The sequence below is a fragment of the Streptomyces sp. NPDC001594 genome (assembly GCF_042893675.1).
GTDB lineage: Bacteria > Actinomycetota > Actinomycetes > Streptomycetales > Streptomycetaceae > Streptomyces.
In genome coordinates this window covers 78,313-98,937 of sequence record NZ_JBIAVB010000016.1, presented here as the reverse complement: position 1 = coordinate 98,937, position 20,625 = coordinate 78,313, and the positions used below count along the sequence as shown (strand labels likewise).

At 73.8% G+C, this 20,625-nt stretch carries 18 protein-coding genes; 12 read left to right on the top strand and 6 right to left on the bottom strand.

What is annotated here, in order from left to right; all coding sequences use genetic code 11:
• Window positions 1–19: 19 nt before the first annotated feature.
• The 12 genes from ACFY0O_RS28775 to ACFY0O_RS28720 all read left to right on the top strand — a co-directional run bounded on the left by ACFY0O_RS28775 (window position 20) and on the right by ACFY0O_RS28720 (window position 13,880).
• The gene (locus tag ACFY0O_RS28775; protein ID WP_388951831.1) at window positions 20–1,504 is read left to right on the top strand and encodes an aldehyde dehydrogenase family protein; all 1,485 of its coding nucleotides are present in this window, start codon (window positions 20–22) and stop codon (window positions 1,502–1,504) included.
• A 48-nt stretch (window positions 1,505–1,552) separates the two neighbouring features.
• The gene (locus ACFY0O_RS28770) at window positions 1,553–2,164 is read left to right on the top strand and encodes an NAD(P)-binding domain-containing protein (protein WP_358894502.1); all 612 of its coding nucleotides are present in this window, start codon (window positions 1,553–1,555) and stop codon (window positions 2,162–2,164) included.
• On the top strand, window positions 2,155–2,691 hold the full coding sequence (locus ACFY0O_RS28765; protein ID WP_358894501.1) for a (2Fe-2S)-binding protein: 537 nt from the start codon (window positions 2,155–2,157) through the stop codon (window positions 2,689–2,691). Before ACFY0O_RS28770 ends, ACFY0O_RS28765 begins: the two co-directional genes overlap by 10 nt.
• A 5-nt stretch (window positions 2,692–2,696) precedes the next feature.
• Window positions 2,697–5,099 carry a xanthine dehydrogenase family protein molybdopterin-binding subunit gene (locus tag ACFY0O_RS28760; RefSeq protein WP_388951827.1) on the top strand — a complete coding sequence of 801 codons (2,403 nt, stop codon included), beginning with the start codon at window positions 2,697–2,699 and terminating at the stop codon, window positions 5,097–5,099.
• Window positions 5,096–5,923: an FAD binding domain-containing protein gene (locus ACFY0O_RS28755; RefSeq protein WP_388951824.1), complete on the top strand. Its 828-nt coding sequence runs from the start codon at window positions 5,096–5,098 to the stop codon at window positions 5,921–5,923. The genes ACFY0O_RS28760 and ACFY0O_RS28755 overlap by 4 nt, the downstream gene beginning before the upstream one ends.
• Window positions 5,924–5,965: 42 nt before the next feature.
• Entirely contained in the window at window positions 5,966–7,225 is a 1,260-nt protein-coding gene (locus ACFY0O_RS28750; RefSeq protein WP_388951821.1) for an MFS transporter, read from the top strand.
• Window positions 7,222–8,673 carry an ATP-binding protein gene (locus tag ACFY0O_RS28745; RefSeq protein ID WP_358894497.1) on the top strand — a complete coding sequence of 484 codons (1,452 nt, stop codon included), beginning with the start codon at window positions 7,222–7,224 and terminating at the stop codon, window positions 8,671–8,673. The genes ACFY0O_RS28750 and ACFY0O_RS28745 overlap by 4 nt, the downstream gene beginning before the upstream one ends.
• 49 nt (window positions 8,674–8,722) lie before the next feature.
• The gene (locus ACFY0O_RS28740) at window positions 8,723–9,064 is read left to right on the top strand and encodes a nuclear transport factor 2 family protein (RefSeq protein ID WP_045946207.1); all 342 of its coding nucleotides are present in this window, start codon (window positions 8,723–8,725) and stop codon (window positions 9,062–9,064) included.
• A gap of 81 nt (window positions 9,065–9,145) precedes the next feature.
• Window positions 9,146–9,790 (top strand): TMEM175 family protein, encoded by a 645-nt coding sequence (locus ACFY0O_RS28735; RefSeq protein ID WP_358894496.1) that lies wholly within the window; start codon window positions 9,146–9,148, stop codon window positions 9,788–9,790.
• 73 nt (window positions 9,791–9,863) lie between these two features.
• Window positions 9,864–11,147 (top strand): transposase, encoded by a 1,284-nt coding sequence (locus tag ACFY0O_RS28730; protein WP_358894495.1) that lies wholly within the window; start codon window positions 9,864–9,866, stop codon window positions 11,145–11,147.
• Window positions 11,147–12,373, top strand: a complete 1,227-nt coding sequence (locus tag ACFY0O_RS28725) for an XdhC family protein (protein ID WP_388951816.1) — start codon at window positions 11,147–11,149, stop codon at window positions 12,371–12,373. Before ACFY0O_RS28730 ends, ACFY0O_RS28725 begins: the two co-directional genes overlap by 1 nt.
• 64 nt (window positions 12,374–12,437) lie before the next feature.
• Window positions 12,438–13,880, top strand: a complete 1,443-nt coding sequence (locus ACFY0O_RS28720) for a GuaB1 family IMP dehydrogenase-related protein (RefSeq protein WP_388951813.1) — start codon at window positions 12,438–12,440, stop codon at window positions 13,878–13,880.
• On the opposite strand, the gene ACFY0O_RS28715 is transcribed toward ACFY0O_RS28720, so the two are convergent.
• The 6 genes from ACFY0O_RS28715 to ACFY0O_RS28690 all read right to left on the bottom strand — a co-directional run bounded on the left by ACFY0O_RS28715 (window position 13,877) and on the right by ACFY0O_RS28690 (window position 20,581).
• Entirely contained in the window at window positions 13,877–15,148 is a 1,272-nt protein-coding gene (locus ACFY0O_RS28715) for a sensor histidine kinase (RefSeq protein WP_388951812.1), read from the bottom strand. The two genes, ACFY0O_RS28720 and ACFY0O_RS28715, sit on opposite strands and share 4 nt — an antisense overlap.
• 88 nt (window positions 15,149–15,236) lie before the next feature.
• Entirely contained in the window at window positions 15,237–16,976 is a 1,740-nt protein-coding gene (locus ACFY0O_RS28710; RefSeq protein WP_388951809.1) for a cation acetate symporter, read from the bottom strand.
• Window positions 16,977–17,081: 105 nt separating this feature from the next.
• Window positions 17,082–17,357, bottom strand: a complete 276-nt coding sequence (locus tag ACFY0O_RS28705) for a hypothetical protein (protein ID WP_358894490.1) — start codon at window positions 17,355–17,357, stop codon at window positions 17,082–17,084.
• Between the two features lie 265 nt (window positions 17,358–17,622).
• Window positions 17,623–18,429, bottom strand: coding sequence for a LytR/AlgR family response regulator transcription factor (locus ACFY0O_RS28700; protein ID WP_388951806.1), 807 nt, complete (start codon window positions 18,427–18,429; stop codon window positions 17,623–17,625).
• Between the two features lie 76 nt (window positions 18,430–18,505).
• Entirely contained in the window at window positions 18,506–19,441 is a 936-nt protein-coding gene (locus tag ACFY0O_RS28695; RefSeq protein WP_388951803.1) for an SCO0930 family lipoprotein, read from the bottom strand.
• A gap of 126 nt (window positions 19,442–19,567) precedes the next feature.
• Window positions 19,568–20,581, bottom strand: coding sequence for a GDSL-type esterase/lipase family protein (locus ACFY0O_RS28690; RefSeq protein WP_388951801.1), 1,014 nt, complete (start codon window positions 20,579–20,581; stop codon window positions 19,568–19,570).
• Window positions 20,582–20,625: the final 44 nt, after the last annotated feature.

The following is a 20,625-nucleotide window of genomic DNA, read 5'->3' as shown; positions in this document are numbered from 1 at the left end:
GACACCGGAAGGTGCAGCCATGACCAAGCGCGAGCTCAGCGGCCACCCGCTGGCCCACCCCGGGAAGCTGTTCATCGGCGGCCAGTGGGTCCCGGCCCGGGACGGCCGTACGGAACCGGACATCAGCCCGATCGACGGACAGGAGATCGTACCGGTGGCCCAGGCCGCCGCGACCGACGCGGACGCCGCCGTCGCGGCCGCCCGCACGGCGTACGAGGAGGGCCCGTGGAGCGGGCTGTCCGCCCAGGAGCGCGCGCTGCGGCTCAACCGCGTGGGTGAGCTGATCGAACGGGACCTGGAGGAGATCGCCCTGCTGGAGACGGTGGACATGGGCAAGCCGTTCGCCTTCTCCAGCACCGTCGACGCACCCATGGCCGCCCAGCTGATGCACTACTACGCGGGCGCGGTCACCCGGGTCGACGGCTCCTCCAGGGCTCCCGCCGGCGGTCAGCTCGCCTACACCCTGCGCGAGCCGCTGGGCGTGGTCTGCGCCATCACCCCGTTCAACTTCCCGCTGCTGCTGTCGATGACCAAGATCGCCCCGGCCCTGGCGGCCGGGAACACGGTCGTCCACAAGCCCTCCCCGGCCACCCCGCTCACCGCCCTGAAGATCGCCGAGCTGTTCCAGGAGGCGGAGATCCCCGACGGAGTGCTGAACGTGGTCACCGGACCGGGAGTGGAGCTGGGGGAGACCCTCACCGGCCACCCCGGCATCGACAAGATCGCCTTCACCGGCTCCACCGCCGTCGGACAGTCGATCATCCGCAAGTCGGCCGGCACCCTGAAGAAGGTCACGATGGAACTCGGCGGCAAGTCCGCCAACATCGTCTTCGCCGACGCCGACCTCGACGCCGCCGAGGAACTCGCCTTCTTCGGCATCTACTACAACAAGGGCGAGATCTGCACGGCCGGCTCCCGGCTGCTGCTCCAGCGCCCGATCCACGACGAACTGGTCGAACGCCTGGTCCGCCGGGCCGCCGCCCTCAAGCCCGGCGACCCCCGCGACCCGGAGACCCTCTTCGGGCCGCTGGCCCACCGCGCCCAGTTCGACAAGGTCAGCTCCTACATCGAGGTGGGCGAGAAGGAAGGTGCGGTGCTGCGCACCGGCGGCACCGGCTGGACCCCCGAGGGGGCCTCCAGCCAGGGCCTGTACTTCCTGCCCACCGTCTTCACCGGCGTCGACAACGGGATGCGGATCGCCCAGGAGGAGATCTTCGGCCCCGTCCTGTCGGTCATCCCCTTCGACACCGAGGAGGACGCCGTGCGCATCGCCAACGACAGCGCGTACGGCCTCGCCGCCGGGGTCCACACCAGGGACCTGCGCCGGGCCCACCGGGTCGCCTCCCAGATCAAGGCCGGCACCGTCTGGGTCAACTGCTACAACCAGTACGACCCCTCCGTCCCCTACGGCGGCTACAAGGCCTCCGGCTACGGCCGCGAGTGCGGCCCGGAGTCCCTGGAGAGCTACACCCAGACCAAGTCGGTCTGGATCGGCATGGACTGAACGGACCCGACGTCCGGCGCCGCCGGACCGAGCGATCAAGGAGCCCCCATGCGGACAGGCGTCATCGGCACCGGGCGGATCGGCTCGACCCTCGCGAGGATCCTGGTGGCCGCAGGCCACGAGGTGGTCCTCGCCAACGCCACCGGGCCGGAGTCACTCGCCCCCCTGCTGGCCGAACTGGGCCCCGCCGCGGCCGCCGCGGCACGCCCCGTCGAGGCCGCCGGACGGGCCGACCTCCTGGTGCTGATGGTGCCGTACCCGAGCGTGCGCGGGCTGCTGCCCCCGCACGTCGTGCAGGACAAGGTGCTGGTGGACGCCACCAACGCGTTCAGCGGCCCCGGCACCCCCGCCGACCTGGGCGGGCGCACCTCCAGCGAACTGGTCGCCGAGTGGTATCCCGGCGCCCGGGTCGTGAAGTCCCTGAACACCATGCATTTCGAAACCCTGGCCGTCGCGGGAAAAACCGCAGGGGAACGCCTCGCGCATTACACGGCGGGCGACGACCCGAAGGCGAAGGAAATCGTCGCGGGAATCATCACCGATCTCGGATTCGCCGCCGTCGACACCGGACCGCTGCACTCCGGAGGAATTCTCCAGCAGCCCGGCGGCCCCCTCTTCAACCGGTCGCTCACGGAAGCGCAGGCGCTCGCATGGATCTGACACCCGCCCCCACCCTGACCCTCCACGTGAACGGAAGACCCGAGGAGTTCGCGGCCCGGCCGAGCGAACTCCTCGTGGAGCGGCTCCGCGACGGACTCGGGCTGACCGGCACCAAGGTCGGCTGCGACACCGGCCAGTGCGGCACCTGCGTGGTCCGCCTCGACGGCAGGTCCGTCAAGAGCTGCCTGGTCCTGACCGCCTCCGCCGCCGGCTCCGAGGTCACCACCATCGAAGGGGTGTCCGACCGGGGCGGTGAGCTGACCGGCCTCCAGGAGGCCCTGCGCCAGGAGCACGGCACCCAGTGCGGGTTCTGCACCCCCGGGATGGTGATGGCCCTCGGTGAGCTCGTGGAGAACACCGCCCCGGGGCAGGCGCCCACCGAGCCCGAGATCCGCGAGTGGCTCACCGGAAACCTCTGCCGCTGCACCGGCTACCACAGCGTGGTCCGCGGCGTGCAGCGCGCCTGCGCCGCGCCCGCGCCGTCCGACGGTGCCGAGTCCGCCGTGCCCGCGGCCGAGGGGCGGTGAGGGGGATGACCACCGTGACGGGGGAGAGCACCACCGCGGGCGGCGTCCTCGGACAGCCGCTCGACAGCCGTGAGGACCCGCAACTCCTGCGCGGCGAAGCCGTGTACGTGGCGGACATCGACCTGCCCGGCACCGCGCACATGGCCATCCTCGGCAGCCCGGTCGCCCACGCGAGGATCCTCTCCGTCGACACCTCGGCGGCCGAGCGGATGCCCGGCGTCCTGAAGGTGGCCACCGCCGCCGACTTCACCGACGTCATGCCGCTGCCCTGCATCTGGATACCCGGCGGGGTGGAGAGCCACTTCCCGCCCCACCCCTACGGACTGCCCGGCGCCCGCCCGGTCCTCACCGGCGACGCCGTCCGCCACGTCGGCGACCCCGTCGCCGTGGTCGTCGCCGAGACCCCGCGCCAGGCCGCCGCCGCCCTCGCCGCGATCGACGTGGCCTACGAGCCGCTGCCCGTGGTCACCCGGGCCGACGAGGCCCTCGCCGAGGGCGCGCCGCAGCTGCACGAGGCCGTCCCCGGCAACCTCAACGCGTACTGGACCTGCGGCGACAAGGACCGCACCGACGCGGCCATCTCCCGCGCCGAGGTCACCGTCGAGCTGGACCTCGTCAACCAGCGCACCATCAACAGCCCCATCGAACCGCGCGGGGCCGTCGGCGACTACAACGCCGCCACCGGCGAGTACACCCTCTACGCCTCCACCCAGGGCCCGCACAACCACCGCTTCCTGCTCTCCGCGCTGGTCCTCGGCATCCCGTTCAACAAGCTGCGGGTGATCGCCCCGACCGTCGGCGGGAGCTTCGGCACCAAGGGCTACCTCTACCCCGACATGGCGCTGGTCCTGCTGCTCTCCAAGGCCCTCGGCCGGCCCGTCAAATGGGTCGACACCCGCACCGGGCTGATGAACTCCACCGTCCAGGGCCGCGACCACCGCCAGCACGTCACCCTGGCCGGCACCCGCGACGGCCGGATCACCGCCGTGCGCTGCACCAGCTACGCCAACCTCGGCGCCTACCCCTCCACCATCGGACCCGGCGTCGCCACCGCCCTGATGGGCCGGTCCATCACCGGCATGTACGAGATCCCCGCCGCCTTCTGCGAGGTCTACGCGGCCTTCACCAACACGGTCTCCCTGGGCGCCCAGCGCGGCAGCGGCCGCGCCGAGGCCGCCTTCCTGATGGAGCGCCTCGTCGACCGGTACGCCGCCGAGATCGGCATGGACCCCGCGGAGGTCCGCCGCCGCAACCTCGTGCCCCAGGAGAAGTTCCCGTACGACAACGGCCTCGGCTGGACCTACGACTCGGGGAACTACGCCCCCAACTTCGAGCGCGCCCTGGAACTGGCCGGCTACGCCGACCTGCCCGCCCGCAAGGCGGCCGCCCGCGCCCGCGGCAAGCGGCTGGGCGTCGGCATCGCCACCTACGTGGCCATCTGCGGGGTCGGCCCCTCCACCCGGATGTCCAAGGAGGGCATGCTCGGCGGCACCTGGGAGAGCGCGAACATCCGCGTCCACCCCACCGGCGAGGTCGCCGTCACCGTCGGCTCCGCCTCCACCGGCCAGAGCCACGGCACCGTCTTCGCGATGGTCGCCGCCGACGAACTCGGCATCGACCCGGCGCAGGTCCAGGTGTACGAGGGGGACACGCTCAAGGCCCCGTACGGCCAGGGCACCTACGGCTCCCGCTCCTACAGCATGGCCGCCCCCGCCGTCGCCCTCACCGCCCGCAAGATCAAGGCCAAGCTGATCAAGGCGGGGGCCGTCTTCCTGAACGTTCCCGAGGACAAGGTCGTCTACGAGAACGGCGGCGTCCACGAGGCCGGCAATCCGGAGAACGCCAAGACCTTCTCCGAGCTGGCCATGGCCATGTGGTACGGCTGGGGCCTGCCCCCCGAGATCGAACCGGCCCTGGACGAGACCACCCACTTCGACCCGCCGGACTTCAACTACCCCTTCGGCACGCACGTCGCGGTGGTCGAGGTGGACGAACTCACCGGCGAGACCGAGGTGGTCGGCTACACCGCCGTCGACGACGCCGGGAACATCGGCAACCCGAAGATCGTCCACGGCCAGATCGAGGGCAGCATCGTGCACGGCCTGGGCCAGGCCCTGATGGAGGCCGCCGAGTACGACGAGAACGGCATCCTCCTCAGCTCCGACCTGACCCGCTACGCCCTGCCGCGCGCCGCCGACGTGCCCTTCTTCACCCTCGACCGGACCGTCACCCCCTCCCCGCACAACCCGCTCGGGGCCAAGGGCGCCGGCGAGATCGCCACCGTGCCGCCCGCCGCCGCCGTCGTCAACGCCGTGGTCGACGCCCTCGCCGACCTCGGCGTCCGGCACATCGACATGCCGCTGACCCCCGAGAAGGTCTGGCGCGTCCTGGAAGGAGGAGACCGGTGATCCTCGCCGACTTCGACTACGTCCGGCCCGACTCCCTCGAAGAGGCCCTCGCCCTCCTCGCCGGCACCGACGGGGCCCGGGTGCTGGCCGGCGGCCAGAGCCTGCTGCCCGGCCTGCGCACCGGAGCCGACCGGGCCCGCCTGCTGGTCGACGTGCGCCACCTCGCCCGGCTGCGCGGGGTCGCACGGGACGCCGGGGAGCTGAGGATCGGGGCGCTGACCACCCTCGCCGAGCTCGCCGCGGACCCGCGGGTGCTGGCCGGGGCCCCGGAGCTGGCCGCCGCGGCCCGCGCCAACGGAGACCCGCAGGTGCGCAACCTCGGCACCGTCGGCGGCAACCTGGCCGCCACCGAGCGTCCCACCGACCTGCCCGTCGCCGCCATCGCCGCCGGCGCACGGGCCGAACTGGCCGGACGCGGCGGAACCCGTACGGTCCCGGCCGAGGAGCTGGCCGCCTCCGGGGTGCCCGCCGGGGAGGTGCTGACCGCCCTGCTGGTGCCCGCCGCCGGAGGGGCGGCCGCCTTCGAGAAGACCGCCGACCGGGCCACCCGCTACCCGCTGTGCGCCGCCGCCGTGCGGATCACCCCCGACGGACCGCGGATCGCGGTCACCGGAGCCACCCCCCGCGCCCTGCGCCTGCGCGGGGTCGAGGACCGGCTGCGCGGGGGCCCGTTCACGACCGGGGCGGTGCTCGCGGCGTTCCGCGCCGAGCCCAGGGAGCTGTTCGTCCCCGGGCGCGGTACCTCGGCCGAGTACCTCGGCCATCTCGCGGGCGTGCTCACCGCCCGCGCGCTGGCCCGGGCGGCGGCCCACAGCAGCGCCTGAGACGGCCCGCCGGGGCAGGGCGGGGGAGTGGAGTTGACGAGCGTGCCCGAACCGACCGAGACGACGACCACGGGAGACGTCCTGCACCCAGCCGGCCGCGCGGCGGCCGGGCCGAGACCATCCGGCTTCTGGGTGGTGGGCGCGGTCCTCGTCCTGCTGATGCTCTCCTCCTCCGTTCCATCCGCCCTCTACGTGCTCTACCAGCAGCGCTGGGGGCTGTCCCCGGGCGTCGTCACGGTGGTCTTCGCCGTGTACGCCGTCACCGTCCTCGCCGGACTGCTGCTGTTCGGCTCGCTCTCCGACACCCTGGGGCGCCGGCCCGTCCTCGGGGCCGGGCTGGTCCTCGCGATCGTCTCCATGGGCCTGTTCGCCGCGGCCGGCGGGCTCGGCCTGCTGCTCGCCGCCCGCGCCGTACAGGGGCTGGCGGTGGGCCTGGCCACCGGGGCGATGGGCGCCGCCCTGCTGGAACTCAGCCCGCGCTCACGGCCCGCCCTGGGGGCGCAGGTCAACAGCGCGGGACCGACCGTCGGCATCGGCCTCGGCGGACTCGGGGCCGGGCTGCTCGTCCAGTACGCGCCCGCCCCGACCGTGCTGAGCTACCTGCTGCTGGTCGTCGCCTTCGCGGTGACCCTGGTCGGCGTGGTCCGGATGGGCGAGAGCGCGCCCGGGGCCGGGGGACGGCCACGGGTGGCACCGCACCGGATCCGGGTCCCGGCCGCCGTACGGCGCAGGTTCGCCGTGCTGGTGCTGACGATCGTGGCCGTCTGGACCGTCGGCGGCTTCTACCTCTCGCTCGGGCCGCACCTGGCCCTGTCCCTGCTCCACACCACCAACTACCTGGCCGGCGGGGCCACCGTGGCCCTGCTCGCCGGCTGCGCCACCGCCGCCCAGCTGCTGCTGGGCCGCACCGCACCGCTGCGCACCGCCGTCCTCGGGCTGCTCGGGCTGCTGGCCGGGCTGGCCCTGGTGCTGCTGGCCCTCGGCCTGGGCTCGGCGCCCCTGTTCCTCGTCGCCACCGCCGTCCTCGGCAGCGGCTGGGGAGCGGCCTTCCTCGGCTCCTTCCGCGCGATCAGCACCCTCGCCGAACCCGAACACCGCGGCGAACTGACCGCCGCCGTCTACGTCTTCGCGTACCTCGCCATGAGCGTCCCGGCGGTCCTCGCCGGACTCCTGACCAACATCCACGGCCTGCAGCGCACCTCCGTCGGCTTCATGGCCGCCGTCGCCGCGGTGTGCGCGCTGGCCCTGTTCACGACCCTGCGGCTGGCGGCGCGCACCAGGGCCGAGGGGAGCACCCTGTGACCACTGTGAGCACCAAGGAGCTGCGGACCACCCTGCAGGGGCTGGAGATCTTCGCGGCCCTCACCGAGGACCAGCTGGACTGGCTGGTCTCGGTCTCCCACCTGCGGGTCCTGGCCGACGGGGAGGTCCTCTTCCACGACGGGGACGAGGCCACCTGCTTCCACGTCCTGGTCTCCGGCGGGCTGGTCGTCACCAAGGTCGTCGACGGCCGGGAGGAGGTCCTGACCCGGCACTCCACCGAGCAGGAGAGCGCCGCCGCGGACGAGCACGACGGCAAGCCGACCGCCGCCCACCGCTTCACCGGGGAGCTCCCCCTGCTCACCGACGGCTCCTACGTCGCCACGGCCTCCGCCAGCGGCCCGGCGACCACCGTCGTGGCCTACCCCAAACCGGTCTTCTTCGAGATGCTGACCCGCTGCAACGGGGTGGCCGCCGTCCTGATCCCCGTACTGGCCTGGCGGATCAAGTCCTCCGAGGTCCAGGCCCGCAAGCGGGCCACCGTCGAGGCCCTCGGCACCCTGGCCGCCGGCCTCGCGCACGAGCTCAACAACCCGGCCGCCGCCGTGGCCCGCGCCGCGCAGGAGCTGGTGCCCGCCCTGGAGCGGCTGACCGCCACCGCGTACGGGTGGGGGGCGGCCGCGACCGACGCGGAACGGGGCGTACTGGAGCGCCTGGCCGGGGAGCTGGACCGGCTCCCGCCGCCCGAGACCACCGATCCGCTGGCCCAGGCCGACGCCGAGGAGGAGATCACCGACTGGGCCGAGGAGGCCGGCGCCGCCCGGCCGGGGCTGCTCGGCTCCGGGGCCTCCGACCTCGGGCTGGAGCTGGACCGGCTGCTGGAGTGGCTGGAGGGGATCGGCGAGGCCGCCCTGCCCGCCGCCCTGGACCACCTGGCGGCGCTGCTGGAGGCCCGTTCGCTGGCCGCCGAGCTGCGCGCGGCCGGCCCCCGGATCTCCCAGCTGGTCGCGGCCACCCGGGACTACGCCAACCTCGACCGGGCTCCCGAGCAGCGGTTCGCGGTGACCGACGGCCTGGAGAACACCCTGGTCGTGCTCCGCTCCAAGCTCGCCGGGATCACCATCGTCCGCGCCTACGAGCCCGACCTGCCGGAGCTGACCGGCTACCCGGGGGAGCTCAACCAGGTGTGGACCAACCTGGTCGACAACGCGGCCGAGGCCATGGAGGGCGCGGGCACGCTGACCCTGCGCTGCCACGCCGAGGGCGTCTGCATGGTCGTGGAGGTCACCGACACCGGCCGGGGCATCCCCGAGGACGTCCTGCCGCGCATCTTCGAGCCCTTCTACACGACCAAGGACGTGGGCAAGGGCACCGGTCTGGGGCTGCACCTCAGCTACCGGATCGTCACCCAGCGCCACCGCGGGTCGATCTCGGCCCGCTCCCGTCCGGGCGAGACCCGGATGCTCGTCCGCCTGCCCCTGGCCGGCTGAGCCGTCATCCCGTACGCCGTCACCCACTCCCACCGAAAGGAAGTCGAACATGGCCAAGTACGACATCTCCGCGCTGCACCCGGTCTTCGTCCGCCAGATGGACGCCCTGGCCGCGCTGGACATCGAGGCGGTGATGAAGAACTACACCGAGGACGCCGTCCTGGTCCGCTTCGAGGGGGCCTCGGTGGGGATCGAGGCCGTTCGTGAGACGTTCACCGGCTATCTCACCCTGAAGCCCACGCTGGTCGAACTCCAGGAGTACATCGAGACCGACGACACCATCTTCTACCGGGCGATCATGAACCTGAACGGCGCTCCGGAGCACGCGTTCGGGACACTCGTCGTCCGCGATGGCCGGATCTGGCGCCAGACGGCCGGCTTCGGCAGCTGACCGCCCGTTCATGGGTAGCGTGGGCGGGGAGGGCGCGGGCGGCCCTCCCCGCCCACGTGAGGAAATGGCGAAGGGGAGGTCATGGAGCAGGAAACGAACCGGGTGGAAGCGTTCAGCGACGGCGTATTCGCCATCGTGATCACCATTCTGGTGCTGGAGTTAAAGGTTCCGGAAGAGCAGGGGTCGGCCCTGTGGCACGGACTCCTGGAGCAATGGCCGCACTATGCCGCGTATCTGGTGAGTTTTCTCATCATCGGCGTGATGTGGGTGAACCACCACACCATCTTCAGTCACCTCAAGCGGGTCGACCGGCCCCTGTTGTTCCTGAATCTGCTGGTGCTGATGGTGGTATCGGTGATTCCCTACACCACCAACATCCTCGCCGAGCACCTCATGGACGGGGATTCGGCCAATGTGGCGGCGATCCTCTACAGTGCGTGGACCGTCGTGTACGCCCTCGCATTCCTGGCCTTCTGGTGGTACGTGACCAAGGTCGGCCACCTCTTCCACGAAGCGGTGGACAAGGACGGGGCGCGGGCCACCCGCGTCCGATTCGGACTGGGCGCGGTCGCCTACCCCTTGACCGTGATTCTGTCCTTCTTCTCCGCACCACTCACTCTCGTCGCACACTTTCTGATCGCCCTCTACTACGCGGCGAACCAGATCCCCATCCCGCTCGTGGTAGAAGAGGAGCGGCTCGAATCTGGCAGCGACCTCAGGAAGTAGCCGCAGCGCCCTACGGCCGTTCTCGGCCGTCAAGTAGGGTCAAGGTCTGATCTGGTCGCGGGGGAGGCTCCAGATGGTTCGCGCAGTGCTCCCGGACGATTCCGCCACGGAAATCTCCGAATTGATCGACGAATTGATCTCGCTATTCTTCGAGTCATTACCGCGGCGGGACCAGCGAAACTGGGCCCGCGTTTATCTCGACGGTCTGGTGCGGACCAACGGGAAGAAAACGATCCGCAACATCGCGGGAACGGGGGCCAGTTCCGTGGAACAGAGCCTCCAGCAGTTCATCAGCAAGTCGCCCTGGGATTGGACCCCGGTACGCCGGTCCCTCGCCCAGCACCTCGAACGCACCGCGCAGCGACCGCTGGCCTGGGTCGTGCAGCCCATGGTCATCGAGAAGGCCGGCGACCGCTCCGTAGGGGTCGGCCGGCAGTTCGTGCCCCAGCTCGGCCGCACCGCCAACTGTCAGCAGGCCGGCGGGATCTGGCTCGCCTCCAGCGAGGCCAGCTTCCCCGTCGAATGGACCCTCACCCTGCCCGGCCCCTGGACCAGCGAACTGCTGCGCCGCCGCCGGGCCGGCATCCCGGACACCGCACGTTCCCAGACACCCGCGCTGGACGCCGTCCACGCCGTCCAGCGCATGGCCGCCACCTGGCAGCTCCAGCGCCGCCCGGTCGTCATGGAGGTCTCCAACTCCGATCTCCCTCCCGTCCTCGACGCCTTCACGCTCCAGGACATCCCCTTCGTCCTGAAGGTCGACGGCTCCCTGCCCGTCTCCTTCGGCGGCGCGGGCCGCCACAAGCCCGGCCCGTACACCGCACCCGCCCGCGAACTGATCGACTCGCTGCGCTCCCAGCGCCGCGTCGTCGAATGGACCCGGCACGGCCGGGCCGAGGGATCGGTCACCCTGCTCACCTCGGCCCACATCCTCGCCACCCCCGCCGAGGACCGGCCCGCGCCCGCCCCGCTGCTCCTGATGGGGGCCTGGACCGAGGCCTCCCTGCTGCCCTCCGAGTTCTGGATCACCAACATCGGGGACCGGCCGCTCGCCCAGCTCTTCCTGCTCGCCAAACTCACCGACCGGGTCGCCCTGGACTTCACCGAGACCTGCGAACCCGTCGGCATCCGCGACTTCGAGGGCCGCTCCTTCCGCGGCTGGCACCACCACGCCACCCTCGCCAGCGTGGCCCACGCGGCCCGGCTCCTGGGCACCGGCGGACGGCACCCCGACCCCGTGTCCCTCGCCTCACCCGCCCGCTACCCGGGCGGACGCCCTCCCGGCCGGCCCGCCGCCGTCCTCCCGCCGCGGCCCCTGATCCCGGGCCAGTCCGCGCGCCGCGCGTACATCCGCTGATGCTCGACATCGCCGGACCGCTGCGCGGCTGGTGCGCCGAACGCCGCGAGTTCGCCCTGGCCACCGTGGTCGCCGTCAGCGGCAGCGCACCCCGGGGCCCGGGCGCCAGCCTGGCCGTGGACGCCGGCGGCACCGCGCTCGGCTCCCTCTCCGGGGGCTGCGTGGAGTCCGCCGTCCACGAGCTCTGCCTGGACGCCCTCGCCTCGGGCCGCGGCGGCGTCCACCGCTTCGGCTACAGCGACGACGACGCCTTCGCGGTGGGCCTGACCTGCGGCGGGATCCTGGACGTGCTGGTCACCCCGGTGCGCGGGCAGGACCCCGTACGGCCCGTCCTCGGCTCGGTGCTCGACGCCGCAGCCGGCGGGGGCCGGGCCGCGCTGGCCCGGGTGGTCTCCGGACCGCCCGGCCAGCTCGGCCGGGCCCTCGCCGTGCACGCCGGCGGCTCCTGGGAAGGCGGGCTCGGCGGCGGAGCCGCCCTGGACCGGGCCGCCGCCGAACGGGTCCGGGCCATGCTGCTCGCCGGCCGCACCGGCACCGCCGAGCTGGGCACCGCCGGAGGGCTGTGCGGCGAGCCCCTCACCCTGCTGGTCGAATCCGCCGCGGAACCGCCCCGGCTGATCGTCTACGGGGCCATCGACTTCGCCTCCGCCCTGGCCCGGATCGGCGCCTTCCTCGGCCACCGGGTCACCGTCTGCGACGCCCGGCCCGTCTTCGCCACCCCCGAGCGCTTCCCCGGCGCCGACGAGGTGGTCGTCGACTGGCCGCACCGCCACCTCGCCGCCGAACGCGACGCCGGGCGCCTGGACCCCCGTACGGCCGTGTGCGTCCTGACCCACGACGCCAAGTTCGACGTCCCCGTCCTGGCCCTGGCCCTGCGGCTCCCCCTCGCCTACGTCGGGGCCATGGGATCGCGCCGCACCCACGCCGAGCGCACCGGACGGCTGCGGGCCGAGGGGGTGACCGAGGCCGAGCTGGCCCGCCTCAGATCGCCCATCGGCCTGGACCTGGGCGGCCGCACCCCCGAGGAGACCGCCGTCGCCATCGCCGCCGAGCTCACCGCCGTCCGCCACGGGGCCAGCGCCGTCCCGCTCACCGGGGGCCTGAGCCCCCTGCACCACCCTTTCGCGCCTTTCGGGACCAAGGTCTCCGTAGGAAAAGACCACACGGCCCGGAATGTCCTGGACGATCAGCCCGGGCGGCATGAACGCCGGGTCGTGGGAGAATGAAGTACGTGCGTTTCCTCGGCTGCCTTCTGTCGAGGTACCTCCGATCGACTGGGATGTTCAGCACGTGCGTTTCCTCAATGACCTGAAGCCGCCGTACGACCTGACGTACGACGATGTGTTCATGGTGCCGAGCCGCTCCGCGGTCGGCTCCCGCCAGGGCGTGGACCTCTCCTCGCCCGACGGCACCGGCACCACCATTCCGCTCGTGGTCGCCAACATGACCGCGATCGCCGGCCGGCGCATGGCCGAGACCGTCGCCCGCCGCGGCGGCATCGTCGTCATCCCGCAGGACATCCCGATCGAGGTCGTCACCGACGTCATCTCCTGGGTCAAGACCCGCCACCTCGTGCTCGACACCCCGATCACGCTGGCGCCCACCCAGACCGTCGCCGACGCGCTGTCCCTGCTGCCCAAGCGCGCCCACGGCGCGGGCGTCGTCGTGGACGCCGACCACCGCCCCGTCGGCGTGGTCACCGACCACGACCTCACCGGCGTGGACCGCTTCACCCAGCTCTCCGAGGTCATGTCGAAGGAGCTGCTGCTCATCGACGCCGACATCGACCCCCGCGAGGCCTTCAACAAGCTCGACGCCGGCCACCGCAAGCTGGCCCCGGCCGTCGACAAGGACGGCAGGCTGGTCGGCATCCTGACCCGCAAGGCCGCCCTGCGCGCCACCCTCTACACCCCGGCCACCGACGCCGACGGCAAGCTGCGCGTCGCCGCCGCCGTCGGCATCAACGGCGACTTCGTCGGCAAGGCCAAGCAGCTCCTCGACGCCGGCGTGGACACCCTCGTCATCGACACGGCCCACGGCCACCAGGAGTCGATGATCAACGCGATCAAGGCCGTCCGCGCGCTGGACCCGCAGGTCCCGATCGTGGCCGGCAACATCGTCGCCGCCGAGGGCGTCAAGGACCTCATCGACGCCGGCGCCGACATCATCAAGGTCGGCGTGGGCCCCGGCGCCATGTGCACCACCCGCATGATGACCGGCGTGGGCCGCCCGCAGTTCTCCGCGGTGCTGGAGTGCGCCGCCGAGGCGAAGAAGTACGGCAAGCACGTCTGGGCCGACGGCGGCGTCCGCCACCCGCGCGACGTGGCCATGGCCCTCGCGGCCGGCGCCTCCAACGTCATGATCGGCTCCTGGTTCGCCGGCACGTACGAGTCCCCCGGCGACCTCCAGCACGACGCCCAGGGCCGCGCCTACAAGGAGTCCTTCGGCATGGCCTCCGCCCGCGCCGTGCGCAACCGCACCTCGGAGGAGTCCGCCTACGACCGCGCCCGCAAGGCGCTGTTCGAAGAGGGCATCTCCACCTCCCGCATGTTCCTCGACCCGGCCCGTCCGGGCGTCGAGGACCTGATCGACTCGATCATCGCCGGTGTCCGCTCCTCCTGCACCTACGCGGGCGCCGGATCCCTGGCCGAGTTCGAGGAGAAGGCCGTCGTCGGCATCCAGTCCGCCGCCGGCTACGCCGAGGGCAAGCCGCTGCACGCCAGCTGGAGCTAGCCGGCCCAGTCCTCCCGGGCTTCCGACGACGCCCCGTCCCCCGCCGGACCGGCCGGGGGGCGGGGCGTCGTCGTGTGCACGCCCGCCCGGTACTTCGGGATCCGGACCGTGACCTTCATGCCCGCGCCCACGCCCGTCTCGACGACCAGGCCGTAGTCGTCGCCGTACACCTGCCGCATCCGCTCGTCCACGTTCGGCAGCCCGATGCCCGACGAGGAACCCGCCCGCTCCCCGGCCAGGATCCGGCGCAGCAGGGCCGGGTCCATGCCCACCCCGTTGTCCTCGATGGTCAGCACCGCCTCCGCGCCCGCGTCCCGGGCCGCGATCGTGATCAGGCACTCCCCGGCCGAGTCCTCCACCCCGTGCTTGACGGCGTTCTCCACCAGCGGCTGCAGACACAGGAACGGCAGCGCCACCGGCAGCACCTCCGGAGCCACCTGCAACGTCACCTTCAGCCGGTTCCCGAACCGGGCCCCGGCCAGCGCCAGATAGCGCTCGATGGAACGCAGTTCCTCGGCCAGGGTGGTGAACTCCCCGTGCCGGCGGAAGGAGTAGCGGGTGAAGTCCGCGAACTCCAGCAGCAATTCCCGCGCCCGCTCCGGGTCGGTCCGCACGAACGAGGCGATCGCCGCGAGGGAGTTGAAGATGAAGTGCGGGGAGATCTGCGCCCGCAGCGCCTTGATCTCCGCCTCCATCAGCCGGGTCCGCGCCCGGTCCAGCTCCGACAGCTCCAGCTGTACGGAGACCCAGCGCGCCACCTCCGTCGCCGCCCGCACCAGCACCGCCGACTCCCGCGACCCGTAAGCGACGAGCGCCCCCAGCACCCCGTCCTCACCCGTCAGCGGGGCGAACACCGCCCACTTCAACGGGCAGCCCGGCCGCTGGCACTCCGTGCGCACGCTCTGGCTGCGCCCCGACTCCAGCATCACCGCCACCCGGGCCATCGCCCGCCGCTGGTGGTGGTCGGCGCCCGGACCGTCCCAGGCCAGCACCGCCTCCCGGTCCGTCAGGCACAGCGCCTCCGTGCCCAGCAGCGAACGCAGCCGCCGGGCCGCCTTGCGGGCGGCGTCCCGCGTCAGCCCGGCGCGCAGCGGGGGCGCCGCCAGCGAGGCGGTGTGGAGGGTGTGGAACGTCGCCCGTTCCACCGGGGTTCCCAGCCCCGCCGCCCGCTCCCCGCGCCCGGCCTGCCACCGGCCGCCCGCCCAGCCCAGCCCCACCAGCAGCACCGCCCCGGCCGCGCCGAGCACCGCCTGCGCCGCCCCGGTCACCGGGCACCCCGGGCTGCCGCGGGGTCCGTCCGCCCGGCCCCCGCCGCCGGGCCCACGGGCCGCCGCGCAGGCGCCCGTTCCGCGCCGGTCACCGGGCACCCCCGCCCGCCGGCCGGCCCCCGGCCACGTCCTCGGGCAGGTGCAGCCGGGCCAGTGCCGCAGCCGCTCCCGCCGGGACCCGGGACCGGGTGGCCAGCGACACCGACACCATCGTCAGGAAGCCCAGCGGCACGGACCACACCGCCGGCCAGGCCAGCAGCGCGTGCGCCCACCCCTGCGGGACCAGCCCGCTGCGGGTGGCCACCACCGCGCCCAGCGCCGCCCCGCCGCCGGTCAGCAGCCCCGCCACCGCGCCCGGCGGGGTCAGCCCCCGCCACCAGATGCCGAGCACGAGCAGCGGGCAGAAGGAGGACGCCGACACCGCGAAGGCCAGCCCGACCGCGTCCGCGACGGGCACCTGGGTGGTCACGAACCCGCCCGCCAGCGGCACCGCCATCGCCACGGCGACCGCGACCCGGAAGCTGCCCACCCCGTGCCGCGGCAGCACGTCCTGGTGCAGCACCCCGGCCACCGCCATCGTCAGCCCCGAGGCCGTCGAGAGGAACGCCGCGAACGCGCCCCCGGCCAGCAGCGCCCCCAACAGGTCCCCGAGCAGCCCGCCCAGCATCCGCTCCGGCAGCACCAGCACCGCCGCGTCCGCGTCCCCGGTCAGCGCCAGCTCGGGCGCGTAGATCCGGCCCAGGGCCCCGTACACCTGCGGCAGCAGGTAGAACACCCCGAGCAGTCCGAGCACGACCAGGGTGGTGCGGCGGGCGGCCCGCCCGTCGGGGCTGGTGTAGAAGCGGACGGCGACGTGCGGCAGCCCCATGGTGCCGAGGAAGGTGGCCAGGATCAGCCCGTACGTGGCGTACAGCCGGTGCTCGCGCTCACCCCCGGACAGCGGCTTCGACCAGCCCGGGGTGTCCCGGACGGTCCCGGCCGCCGGGGAGTCGGGGACGGTCGAACCGGCGGTGAACTCCAGCCGGGTGCGGGCCTGGACGGAGTGCCGGCCGGGCTCCAGCGTCAGCGGGGCGTCCCGATACGCGCGCCCGTCCACCCGGCCCGTCACCTCCAGGGTCAGCGGCTCGCGCACCGACAGCCGCACGTCCTCCCCGACGGTGACGGCGGTGTGCTCGCGGAAGACGGCCGGGGCGTCGAAGGAGGCGCGGGGCGCGCCGTCGCCCGCCCAGGCGGCGACCAGGAAGAAGGCGGGCACCAGCAGGGCGGTCAGCTTGAGCCAGTACTGGAAGGCCTGCACGAAGGTGATGCTGCGCATCCCGCCCGCCGCGACCGCCGCCGTGACCACGCAGGCGACGACCAGGCCGCCCGCCCAGGGCGGGGCCCCGGTCAGCACCTCCAGGGTCAGCCCGGCCCCCTGGAGCTGCGGCAGCAGGTACAGCCAGCCGACGCCGAGCACGAACAGCACCGCGATGCGCCGCACCGCCCGGGACCCGAGCCGCCCCTCGGCGAAGTCGGGCAGGGTGTACGCCCCGGAGCGGCGCAGCGGGGCCGCGACGAACACCAGCAGGACGAGGTAGCCGGCGGTGTACCCGACCGGGTACCAGAGCATCTCCGGGCCCTGGAGCAGCACCAGCCCGGCGACCCCGAGGAAGGAGGCGGCGGAGAGGTACTCCCCGCCGATGGCGGCCGCGTTGAGCCGGGGGCCCACGGTGCGGGAGGCGACGTAGAAGTCGGAGGTGGTCCGGGATATCCGCAGTCCGAGCGCGCCGACGAGCACCGTCGCCAGGACGACCACGGTGACCGCGGTCAGCGCGTACGTCTGGTTCACGGGGGTCCTTCGGCGGGCGGGGGGAGGGGACTTGGGAGTCTACGCAGCCCCTCCGCTCCCGGGACAGCCCGGTTCCGGCCCCTGACCTGGCCGGTCGGTGCGTGGTCAGAGCGCCGGGTCGCGGTGTTCCGCGCAGTCGCGGAGGGCGATCTCCAGTTCCACGTACGACTCCTCGGCCCGGCGGAAGGCCAGCGTCAGGGCGGCCTCCGCGCTCGGCGGCAGCTGCCCGCAGGTGCCCTCGCGGGCCTCGTCCAGCACGTCCGCCCAGCGGGCGGCCGCGCTGCGCAGCCGGGCCAGCAGTGCCTCGGCCTCCGCGGGGCCGGCGGCCCGGGTGCGGGGCAGTCCGGTGAGCGCCTCCAGCAGCGCCTCGATCTCGGACATATCGCTCCTCCCGGGGCCGGAAGATCCACGATACGGCGGGCCGGGTGATGGCGGGTCCGAACGGTCCGCCGCTGCGGCCGACGGGCCCGGTGGATCGCCGTACGCCCTTCCGCGAGCGACGAACGGCGCCTTGGTACGCCGGACGGTCGTCCGGCCGCGGGGGCGCGAGCCGGTGGCACGGCCGGGCGCACGGCGCGAGGGGCCGTCCGGACCCGCCGCAGGGGTCCGGACGCGCGCCGGGCGGCTCAGCCGGTCGCCGGGCGGCTCAGCCCGTCGCCTGGCGCATCAGGAGGTCGCGGAGCTGGCGGGCGTGGCGGCGGCTGACCTGGAGTTCGGCCGCGCCGACGCGGACGCTGGTGGTGCCGGCGTCCACGCGGAGTTCGTCTATCCGGGCCAGCGCCACCAGATGGCGCCGGTGGATGCGGACGAACCCGCGGGCCGCCCAACGTTCCTCCAGCGTGGACAGGGGGATGCGGACGAGATGGCTGCCCTCGTCGGTGTGCAGCCGGGCGTAGTCGCCCTGGGCCTCCACGTACGCGATGTCCGCGATGGCCACGAACCGGGTGACCCCGCCCAGTTCGACGGCTATCTGCTCGGCCGCCCGCTCGGCGGCGCCCCCCTCGGGAGCGGGTCCGCGCTGCTGCTCCGGGACGGCCGCCGGGGCCGCCGTCCCCTCCGGGCCGCCGAGCAGGGCCCGGGCCCGCCGGACGGCCTCGGCCAGCCGCTCCGGACGCACCGGCTTGAGCACGTAGTCCACGGCCTTGAGGTCGAAGGCCTGGACGGCGAAGCCCTCGTGCGCGGTGACGAACACGATCAGCGGCGGCCGCGCGAACCCGGCCAGCAGCCGGGCGACGTCCAGTCCGGTCAGCCCGGCCATCTGGATGTCCAGGAAGACCACGTCGATGGCGTCGGGGCCGTCGGGCCCGCTCTCCACCGCCCGGGTGATCCGGCGCAGCGCCTCGGTGGCGTCCGAGGCCCCCTCCGCGCTGAGCACCCGCTCGTCGGAGCGCAGCAGGTAGAGGAGTTCCTCCAGCAGGGGCAACTCGTCGTCGACGGCCAGTACGCGCAGCATGGGCCGAGTCTAGGCACGGCCCCCGCCCGGGGGGAGGAGGGCGGGGGCCGTGCGGTCCGTGCGTGGGGGGCGGGGGCTACTGGGCGCCGATGAGCTTGCCGTCGGGGGCGACGGCGTACCAGGTGCCGCCCACGCCCTGGCCGTTGGTCTCGCCGGGCGCCTTGTCCCCGGTGAAGGTGTAGACGGGCCAGCAGTTGACGGTCTGCTGCTTCTTGCCGTCGGGGCGGTCGAGGACCAGGTAGTTCTTCTCGACGATCCCCTCGCCCCGCTCCGCCGGGGCGACGGCCGGCCACTTGGCGAGGCAGTCGCCGGTGCACTTGGAGACCATCGGCCAGGCGGTGTCGGGCTTGAAGCGGTAGACGGTCATGCCGTTGGCGTCGACGACGTGGTCGCCGAGCTTGGGGTCCTTGGCCACCGTCAGCGCGCCGGCGGCCCGGCCCGGGGTCCCGGCCGGGGCGGGGGCCGCACCCTTGGCCGCCTTCTTGCCGTCGGGCGCGAGGGCGAACCAGGTGCCGCCTACGCCCTGCCCGTTGACCTCGCCGGGCTTGGTGTCCTTGGCGAAGCGGTACGCGGGCCAGCCGCCCACCGTCAGCTGCTTGGTCCCGTCCTTGCGGACCACCTCGCCCAGCACGGAGGGGTCCATGCCCGCCGCGGCGCTCGCGCCGCCCGCCGGGACCACCGGCCAGGCCTTGGCGCAGTCCCCGTCGCAGTTCGAGGCCGGGGGCTTCGCGGTGTCCTTGTCGAAGCGGTACAGGGTGAACCCGGCGCCGTCGGTGAGCACCGGCCCGAGCTCGCCGGTGGTGGAGACGGCGAGTGCGCCCGCGGGCTTGGCCCCGGCATCCCCGGCGGGCTTGTCGCCGGCGTAGGGGTCGGCGGCGGGAGCGGCGGCGGCGGCCCCGGCCGGCTTGGCCGCGTCGGCCTTGCCGGCCGTGTCGTCCCCGTTGCAGGCGGTCGCCGCCAGCACGACGACGACCGCGACCGCGGCCAGGGTGGTTCCGCGCTTGATGCCCATGGTGATCTCTCCCGTGTGTGTTTCCGCCGGGTCCGGGGGGCTGCTCGCCGCCGGACCCGTCAACTCGTGCGGAACACGGCCCCGGGGGAGCGCGGCGTTCACCGGGGGCGGTATGGCGTGTTTCACTCAGCCGCCGTCGAACCCGGCCCGCCGCAGGGCCGTGGCCACAGCGAGGCCGAGGATCCGGTGTCCGGCGTCGTTGGGGTGGAGCCCGTCGGCGAGGTGCTCGGGCCCCAGCAGGTCCCGGCCGGGCAGCAGGGCCAGGCGTCCGTCCCCGGCGGCCATCCGCTCGCGGGCGGCGCGCTCCATGGCGTCGCGCAGGGCGCCCAGGGTGGCGCCGAGCCGGTTCGGGGTGCGTTCGGCCTCCGGGCGCAGCACGGGGGAGACCAGCAGCAGCGGGGTCCGGGGGTGGCCCTGGCGGACCAGGTCGAGGAAGACGCGGGTGGTCTCGTACAGCAGGGCGGGGGTGTAGGGGACGCGGGTCCAGCAGTTGGTGCCGAAGGCGAGGGTGAGGGCGTCGGCGGGCAGGGCCGCGAGCTGCTCGGCGGTGGCCAGCTCCCCGCGCGCGGCGCCCGCGTACCCGAGGTTCACGGTGTCCCAGCCGAGCTCCCGCCCGGCGACGGCGGGCCAGCCGTGGGCGGGGCGGGTGGACCACCAGCCCTCGGTGATCGAGTCCCCGTGCACCACCCAGCGCGGGGCGGGCGGGGCCGGGGCGAGGTCTCCGCCGATCCCGCGCACCCCCAGGAACCGCGGGGACTGCGCCTCGGGCGGGTGGACGGTGAAGGGCCCGGGCCCGCCCGGCAGGGGGACGCGGACGACGGCCTCGGCGGCGGGGTCGGTGAAGACCTCGCGGACCATCCCGTGGCGGTCCCACAGCGAGAAGCCGTGGGCGAGGTCGCGCAGGGCGTCCGTGGGGCCGGGGACGGCGGCCCGGTAGCGGATCTCCACCGCCCGCGCCCCCAGGGCGAGGAACTCCAGGCGGACCCCGATGGGCAGGGTGGCCCGCTCTCCGGTGTCCCAGGGCAGCCGCTCGGTGTCGTCCGGGTCGGCCCGGACCGGCCGGTCCTGGTCCAGCCAGGCGATTCCGCGCAGGTAGGGGCCCGGATCGAGCCAGGCAGTGGCCTTGCTGTCGGCGTCCATGGCGGCACGCTGCGGCAATTCTGACAGGCTGTCAAGAACAGGGG